The following is a 7,424-nucleotide window of genomic DNA, read 5'->3' as shown; positions in this document are numbered from 1 at the left end:
CCTATCTGTCCACCCTGCGCAAGCAGTCGATCGCTCTCTACCCCGCCCTGGTGATGACCTTCCGAGGTCAGCCCCCGATGCCGCGCTTGCCGTAAGGCGGTTGGCGACCTGAACAGTTACGAACGGAAAAGAGGTCCGGAACAGGGGCCCGGCTCAATTAACTCAAATCGAAGACGGAAGAAATGGGGCTAGCTGAATTCTTCAGGTCACGATTTAACCTGCAAGGTTCAAATCGATAAGGTCCGAGGATCGACCAGCGTGTAGGGGCAAATGAGATCGCCCCTACAGCCCCTACATGTCTTCCGGGCATGCGCAATCGGGATGCCTATTGAATGAGATCGCCTAAAGGCTCGTCGATGGCACGGGCCAGAGCACAGCTAAAATCGTCACCGAGATTCAATGCGGCCGGGTGCCGGCCCTTGCCGAAGCGTCGGTAACTTTCACGGGGTAGACCATTGGCGTCGTCACCAAGTCATGTCGTCGGCGGACCTTGGGGCGAGCAGAGGCAGGCTGGCACAATGGCGGGCAATCGCGTCGAGCTCATCTGCGAGTCGGGATCGTACGGACGCCCGCTCAAGGCGCTCCAGACGCTCGCGCAGGGCTAGGGTGACCGCCGTTGTCTAGTCTCGCCGGTCACGGCCACGATCCGCTCGGCGAGCCGCTCTGTCTCTGCATTGCGAATGCTGAGAACGCCAAACCGACCGTGTCAGGACTCGGAGCGACCCGGCTGCGGCAGCTCGCCCTCGACCATAATCGGCTTGAGTGCATGCAGGATGTTGGCGAAGAGATGACCATGTTCGGCCTCTTCGCGGGCCAACAGGGCCTTCATGTGCTCGCGACGGGTGGGCATGGAAAAGCAAGCTGGGCAGGAGTCCAGGACAATCGGGAGGCCGGCGCGCTCGGCATAGTCCGCGGTCTGGCGCTCGCGGCAGTAGACCAATGGGCGGATGATGCGCACATCACCGTCTTTGTTCCGGTAATGGGCCTTCATGGTGCGCAGTTGGCCGCCGTGGAAGAGCGACATTAGGAGACTCTCGGCCAGATCGTCGAGATGCTGGGCCAGGGCGAGCACGCCGTAGCCCTGCTCGCGGCAGATGCGGTACATGATGCCGCGCTTCATGCGCGAGCAATAGGCGCAGAAGGAGTCGCCGTCCATGTGCTCCTTGGCCTGATCCATCAGGGGCTGCTGCTCGTAGAACCAGGTCACGCCCAAGCGTGCGTAGTAGTCCTTCAGGTGCTCCGGATCGAATCCCGGCACCTGCGGATCCACAGTGAGCACCGCCAGATCGAAGCGCACCGGGGCGTAGGTCTGGAGGTGCTTGAGGATCTGCAGAAGGGAGAGCGAATCCTTCCCGCCCGAGACGCCGAGCAGGATCCGATCGCCCTCGCCGATCATGCGAAAGTCCGCGATGGCCCGGCCGACGAGGCGCAATAAAGACTTCGGGGGTTTGGGCTGATTGCGCTCGGACGGGCTCATACGCGGGTCGTATTCGCGCGCCGTGCACCTTGGCGGTTCAGGTCCGGCCCCTTCGAGCGGCGGGTTGCGAGGAAGGCGAACCGATGGACCCCGACCTGCCACTCGATCTCGCCGGCGGTCAAGAGGAGGCAGGAAGGTCCGCCGTAGGTTCGCGTCCGGCCGGCGGCGCCCGGATTCAACACCCAGGGCACCGTCTCCATGTCCAACACCAGCCGATGGCTGTGCCCGTAAACGATCGCCCGCGCGGTCGGGAAGCGGGCGCGCAGCCGCGCATGGCGGTCTCGCGCCGGACCCTGATGGCCGTGGATCACGACCAGGCAACCGCCCGGCAGCGCGAGCTCGAGCCACTCCGGAAGCTGGCGCAGCAGGTCATGATCCCGGTCCGGCCATTGGCGCGAGACATCGTTGTTGCCGAAGACGGCGAAGACGCGGCCGAGCCCTGGCTGCATCCGGGCGAGGATATCGGCATTGCCGATGTCCCCGCAGTGGATCGCCAGATCGCAGGTCGTGACCAACTGCTCGATTCGCACATCCAGATCGCCGTGCGTATCGGACAGGATCGCGAGCCGCAAGCTGCGGCCGGGTATCCGAGCGATCGCCCCCGCAGCGCCGGAGCCCATCGTCCTAATCCATCGTCAGTGCGAGCTTGCCGGTCACATGCCCCGTCTCGATGCGCTTGTGCGCCTCCTGAGCCTGCGCGAGCGGGAAGGTTTCGGAGACATGGATGCGCAGGTCACCCTGATCGATCAGCTTGGCGCAGCGGCGCAGGATCTCGCCCTGATGGGTTCGTGCACGCGGCAGATCGCGGAGCATCGGGGTCAGCATCAGCTCCAGACTGATCCGCAGATTGCGCACGCGGGCCTCCTTCAGGTCCAGATCCGGCCCCGGATCCAGGATGGTCACCAGATCACCGTAGTGCGCCATCGCCGGGACGGTCTTGCGGAAGACCTCGGGGCCGACGGTATCCAGCGCGATGTCCACGCCCTGCCCTTCGCTCCAATCCATCACCGACTCGACGAGATCCTCGTCCTTGTAATTGATGCAATATTCGGCGCCGAGCGAATGGGCGAAGTCGGCCTTCTCCGGGCTGCTCACGGTCGTGCAGACGCGTGCACCCGCCGCCTTGGCGAGCTGGATGGCGACATGCCCGACCCCGCCCGCACCGGCGTGGATCAGAACGCGCTGGCCCTCCACAAGACGCGCCCGGTCGTGCAGCGCCTCCCAGGCGGTCAGCAGCACCAGCGGCGCTGCGGCGGCCTCGACGAAACCGATCTCACGGGGCTTAGCCTGCGCCAGATGATTATCGAGCAGGATATACTCGGCATAGTTGCCGATCGGACCACCGATCCCGCCCCAGCAGAACCAGACCTCGTCGCCGGGCTTGAAGCGTTTGACCGCCTCGCCCGCAGCCTCGACCACGCCGGCCCCGTCGCAGCCCAAGACGGCCGGCAAGCCGTTGGGGATCAAGGGGCCATTCTTGCGGATCTTGGTATCGACCGGATTCACGCCGGCGGCCTTGAGCCTGACCAGGATGTCGTCCGGCCCGCCGATCTCGGGACGAGGCCGATCGACCAGGTGCAGGACGGCCGGCCCGCCGGTCTCGCGCATCTCGATTGCCTTCATGGACGTTTCACCTCGTGTCTTAAACCGCGCCCAGCGCGGTATGCGATGTTATTGGATGGGATCGGCTCCGGCAGACTTGACGACCGTTAGAGCTGGCGCGGTTCGGGTCTTCTGAATCCACTGCTGACGGCAGCGCTTCGGGGCATCCTAGCCCCATCGACAGGTTCGAGACAAACCGAGGACACGGTCAAGAGCTCGGCCCGGAATCGAGCCGAGCCCTGCCCCGATTGCCAGTCACCGCACCGGAGTATCCCGCATGTCCAGCACGGCCAAGACCAAGCACCCGAAACCGCCTTTGATCGTGCGCAATGCGCGCGTCAAAGACATCCCCCATATCCGTAGTTTGGTCTCCCGCGTCTATCGGGCAAGCGGCATGGGAACCTATTCACGGGCGATGCTTCTCGGCCAGATTCACAACTTCCCCGAGGGTCAGTTCGTCGCCGAGTACGAGGGCGCCATCGTCGGCTACTGCGCCACCTTCCTGATCAACGGTGACGTCGCACTCCAACCGCACACCTGGAACGAGATCACCGGGGGCGGCTACGCCTCGCGACACGATCCGAACGGCGACTATCTCTACGGCATGGAGGTCTGCGTCGATCCGGATTATCGTGGATTGCGTCTCGGCCAGCGGCTCTACGACGAACGCAAAAAGCTGGCCCGCTCCTGGGACGTCAAAGGCATCGTCTTCGGCGGGCGCATCCCCTCGCTCGGCAAGCGCCTGCGCCGGTACGGAACCCCGGAGGCCTATCTCGAGGAGGTCAAAGCGAACCGGTTGCGCGATCCGGTGCTGACCTTCCAGATGCGCAACGGCTTCGAGGTTCTGGGACTGCTGCCGCGCTATCTGCCCGAGGACAAGGAATCCGAGGGCTATGCCGTTCATCTGGTCTGGCGCAACCCCAACGCACCCGACGAGAAAGAAGAGCAGCGCGCCAAGAGCTACGGCGGACGGCTGCCCGACACCGTGCGCGTCGCGACCGTGCAATACATGCAGCGACGGGTCGGGTCATTCGAAGAGTTCACCGATCTGGTGCGCTATTTCGTCGACGTCACCGCCGACTATCGGGCCGACTTCGTCGTCTTCCCCGAGCTCTTCACCTTGCAGCTGCTCTCGATGGAGGATCAGGAGCTCTCGCCCGCCGAGTCGATCGAGGCCCTGACCAAGTACACCGAGCCGCTCAAGGAGGCGTTGCGCGACATGGCGGTGCGCTACAACATCAATATCATCGGCGGCTCGCACCCCACGCGCATGCCCAACGGTCGGGTCGAAAACGTCTGCTATGTCTGTCTGCGCAGCGGCGAGGTGCACGAACAACCCAAGATCCACCCGACCCCGAACGAGGTCTACTGGTGGAACATCGAGGGCGGCCACTCGCTGAACGCGATCGACACCGACTGCGGCCCCATCGGTGTCTTGATCTGCTACGACGCGGAGTTTCCCGAGCTCGGCCGTCATCTGGTCGATCAGGGCGCCAACATCGTCTTCGTGCCCTTCTGCACCGACGAGCGCCAGTCCTATCTGCGCGTGCGCTACTGCGCCCAGGCCCGCGCGATCGAGAATCAGTGCTATGTCGTCATGTCCGGCAACGTCGGCAACCTGCCGAAGGTCCACAACATGGACATCCAGTACGCCCAGAGCTGCATTCTCACGCCGTGCGACTTCCCCTTCGCCCGCGACGGGATCGCGGCCGACACCACGCCGAATGTCGAGACCGTCGCCTTCGCCGATCTACGCCTCGAGGCCCTGCGTGCCGCACGCAACTCGGGGACCGTGCAGAATCTGAAGGACCGCCGGCACGATCTCTATACGACCGTGTGGCGGGAGCGTTGACGACACGCCGGATCAGCGGTTGTCCGTGCCGGTTGGGTCCGGCTTGTCGCAGCCCACCTTTGGCATCGTCAGCCAGCATGCGCCGCTCGGCGGCGCCCTCCTAGGGGCGACGGTCGGTAAGATCGTCGAGGTGCATCTCCCGCAAGGGGTCGACCGCGTGCGAATATTCGACATCCGCTTCCCGTCCGCCGACCGACGGACCGGTCACGGCAACTACCGGACATTCAGGCCGTCGTGGCGGGCTTGGCCAAGGCAATAGCATAGCAGAGTAAGATCTGGACGCAGAGCGTGAGCGCTGGGCAGCGTCCAGACGCCGCGCCGGACGCCATTAAGCTGCTGCTGCCCGCCCTGCTGTCAAATCCTGACAAGATCCGCGGCGGGACGGGGCTTGCGCCACGTCCCGAACGCTTATTCCGTCGCTGACCGTTGGCATGAGCCCCCCAGTCCGGAAAAAGTTACGATCTGCGGCTACGGGCGCAGGTCCCTTCGACGGGCCAGTTGCTGCGTTGGCTACTGGGGCCGGGGACAAGGTCTCGGTGATCGGCGCGGCGGAACTGCGCCGCGTGGTAGCGGTGCGGCGGCGAAGATGGCGGCCATGGATGGTGCCGGGTGAGGGCGCGATGTTGATCGAGGCATGGTCTTCGCCGACCTGCGCTGGCCCGTGCTCGCCCTGGCCTATACTCGCCCCTTCCAGCGCCTTTGCAGTTTCGGCCCGCCGGGGTTGCTGCCCGAGCGACACTTCAGTCTAAGGCGATTTCTGCAAACTTCCATACCCGTAGGTTGTGCTGACGATAGGAAGCACAACTTGCGCCGAGGGTTGGTTGTGCCTCGCACGGCTCGGCACAACGTACGCCCTTGGTATGAAGGTTTCCGGAGTTCGCCTAAGGTCCCGTCATGCCAGATCTCAGCCGCATCACCCTCGATCCAGACATTTGCCACGGCAAGCCCTGCGTCCGCCACATGCGCTGGCCGGTAGAAGTCATCCTAGACCTTGTCTCCTCTGGCATGGCGATGGATGAGATCCTCGCCGACCACCCGGAACTGGAGCGAGAGGATCTCTTGGCCTGCCTGCACTACGCCCGCCTGCTAGTCTCCGGCGAGTCGCTGCGGCGCGTCGCCTGATGAAGGTCCTCTGGGACGTCCATATGCCCTACGGGCTGGTGAACCAGCTTCGGCAGCGGGGCGTAGACGCCACCCATGTCAATCGAATCCTCGACGGCTCCGAGACCAAGGACGCTGCCGTCGCGGCGTCTGCCGATGCCCACGGGATGGTCCTGATCACCAAGGACAGCGACTTCCGCGATAGCCATTTCCTGACTGGGACACCCGCCCGCCTGGTTCGTGTGACCCTGGGGAACCTCCCGAATACTGCCCTACTCGCCCTGTTAAAGGGGGAATAGGGGACGGACCACGGTTTCCTGAGGGAAATAGGGGACGGACCACCGTTTTTCGGGGATCATCGGAGCATCGTTCCCGCGGGACAACCACCGATCGGTGGGACATACTCAACGGCCTTCGAGATGCTACCAACGGTGGCTTCGTCTTGCGCAGTGAACGCTTTCAAAAAGCAGCTCGCGACGATGGTCGGTCGGCGCACTCAGCCCGGCACGTCCGGCCGACCGGGGGAAGAGTTGGCCGACACCGATCAGCTCGATCTGCCGATATAGCCCACAAACCCGAGTCTGTTCCTGGTCTACCCAACTCGCCAACAACCTTGGCGTTGGCCGTCACGAGCAACGTGAGGACGGCCTCCACGATCTGCCGGAACTGCCAATCCTCGATTCCGTCTATCCTCTCCACCGACTCCAGGTCGCCGGTAAGATCCTCGCGTGTGTGCGGCCTTGCTCGTAACTCCGGCCATCGTGGCACGTGGCGCAGAGCGCCACGGGGCATGCGTGACACCGCAGAACAGGTGTCATGAGCGACTGGTGTTTTGGGTGGCCGGTCTTACGAGCGAGGCCCGCAAACGCTGTTATGAGACCAAGGATGGAGGTGATTTGCAGAGCTTCCGGATATGAGTCGCCGGTAACCTGCACGCGCTAGTAGGTCTTATAAGGCAGGAATTTCCCGCTCATCTGGATCTGAACGCGGTCACCCTTGGGGTCGGGCTCGCGTTGGATATCCATGGTGAAGTCGATGGCGCTCATGATGCCGTCGCCGAACTCTTCGTGGATCAGCGCCTTGATCGATGTCCCGTAGACATTGACGAGCTCGTAGAAGCGGTAGATGAGCGGATCGGTCGGCACCGCGCTGGGTAAGGATCCTTTGTAGGGGACGATCTGGAGCTGGGTGATCGCCTCGTCGGGCAACCCGAGCGCGGCGCCGACGGCCTTGGCCTGGGTCTCGCTGAGGGTCATCTGACCCAGGAGGGCCGCGGTCGACCATTCTTTGCTGTGGCCGATGATCTCGGCGAGTTGGGACCAGCTCAGTCCTTTTTCGAGCTTGGCGGACAGGATGAGAGCGGTGACGTCGTCGCGTGTCATGGTGTGGTCT

General features: G+C 63.8%; 9 protein-coding genes. 4 read left to right on the top strand and 5 right to left on the bottom strand.

What is annotated here, in order from left to right:
- Nucleotides 1-464 precede the first annotated feature (464 nt).
- The 4 genes from AADX97_RS09130 to AADX97_RS09115 all read right to left on the bottom strand — a co-directional run bounded on the left by AADX97_RS09130 (nt 465) and on the right by AADX97_RS09115 (nt 3,100).
- Nucleotides 465-587, bottom strand: coding sequence for a hypothetical protein (locus AADX97_RS09130; RefSeq protein WP_374238552.1), 123 nt, complete (start codon nt 585-587; stop codon nt 465-467).
- Between the two features lie 119 nt (nt 588-706).
- Nucleotides 707-1,477: an ATP-binding protein gene (locus tag AADX97_RS09125; RefSeq protein ID WP_374233282.1), complete on the bottom strand. Its 771-nt coding sequence runs from the start codon at nt 1,475-1,477 to the stop codon at nt 707-709.
- Nucleotides 1,474-2,097, bottom strand: a complete 624-nt coding sequence (locus AADX97_RS09120) for a metallophosphoesterase family protein (RefSeq protein WP_374233283.1) — start codon at nt 2,095-2,097, stop codon at nt 1,474-1,476. The genes AADX97_RS09125 and AADX97_RS09120 overlap by 4 nt, the downstream gene beginning before the upstream one ends.
- Nucleotides 2,098-2,101: 4 nt before the next feature.
- Complete coding sequence (locus AADX97_RS09115; RefSeq protein ID WP_374233284.1) at nt 2,102-3,100, bottom strand: zinc-dependent alcohol dehydrogenase family protein; 999 nt, start codon at nt 3,098-3,100, stop codon at nt 2,102-2,104.
- Between the two features lie 256 nt (nt 3,101-3,356).
- Here AADX97_RS09115 and AADX97_RS09110 point away from each other — a divergent pair, with 256 nt between their 5' ends.
- The 4 genes from AADX97_RS09110 (at nt 3,357) to AADX97_RS09095 (ending at nt 6,331) form a co-directional block, all read left to right on the top strand.
- Nucleotides 3,357-4,931, top strand: coding sequence for a GNAT family N-acetyltransferase (locus tag AADX97_RS09110; protein ID WP_374233286.1), 1,575 nt, complete (start codon nt 3,357-3,359; stop codon nt 4,929-4,931).
- A gap of 25 nt (nt 4,932-4,956) precedes the next feature.
- Entirely contained in the window at nt 4,957-5,190 is a 234-nt protein-coding gene (locus tag AADX97_RS09105) for a GreA/GreB family elongation factor (protein WP_374233437.1), read from the top strand.
- A gap of 635 nt (nt 5,191-5,825) precedes the next feature.
- Nucleotides 5,826-6,053, top strand: coding sequence for a DUF433 domain-containing protein (locus tag AADX97_RS09100; protein ID WP_374233287.1), 228 nt, complete (start codon nt 5,826-5,828; stop codon nt 6,051-6,053).
- A complete protein-coding gene (locus AADX97_RS09095) occupies nt 6,053-6,331 on the top strand; it encodes a DUF5615 family PIN-like protein (RefSeq protein ID WP_374233288.1) in 279 nt (92 codons plus the stop codon). The genes AADX97_RS09100 and AADX97_RS09095 overlap by 1 nt, the downstream gene beginning before the upstream one ends.
- Nucleotides 6,332-6,970: 639 nt before the next feature.
- Here AADX97_RS09095 and cynS read toward each other — a convergent pair.
- Entirely contained in the window at nt 6,971-7,414 is a 444-nt protein-coding gene (cynS, locus tag AADX97_RS09090) for a cyanase (RefSeq protein WP_374233289.1), read from the bottom strand.
- Nucleotides 7,415-7,424: the final 10 nt, after the last annotated feature.

The sequence above is a fragment of the Thiocapsa sp. C2-2m genome (genome assembly GCF_041903745.1).
Classification (GTDB): Bacteria; Pseudomonadota; Gammaproteobacteria; order Chromatiales; family Chromatiaceae; genus Thiocapsa; species Thiocapsa roseilacustris.
This window is presented reverse-complemented; position numbering and strand designations above follow the sequence as displayed.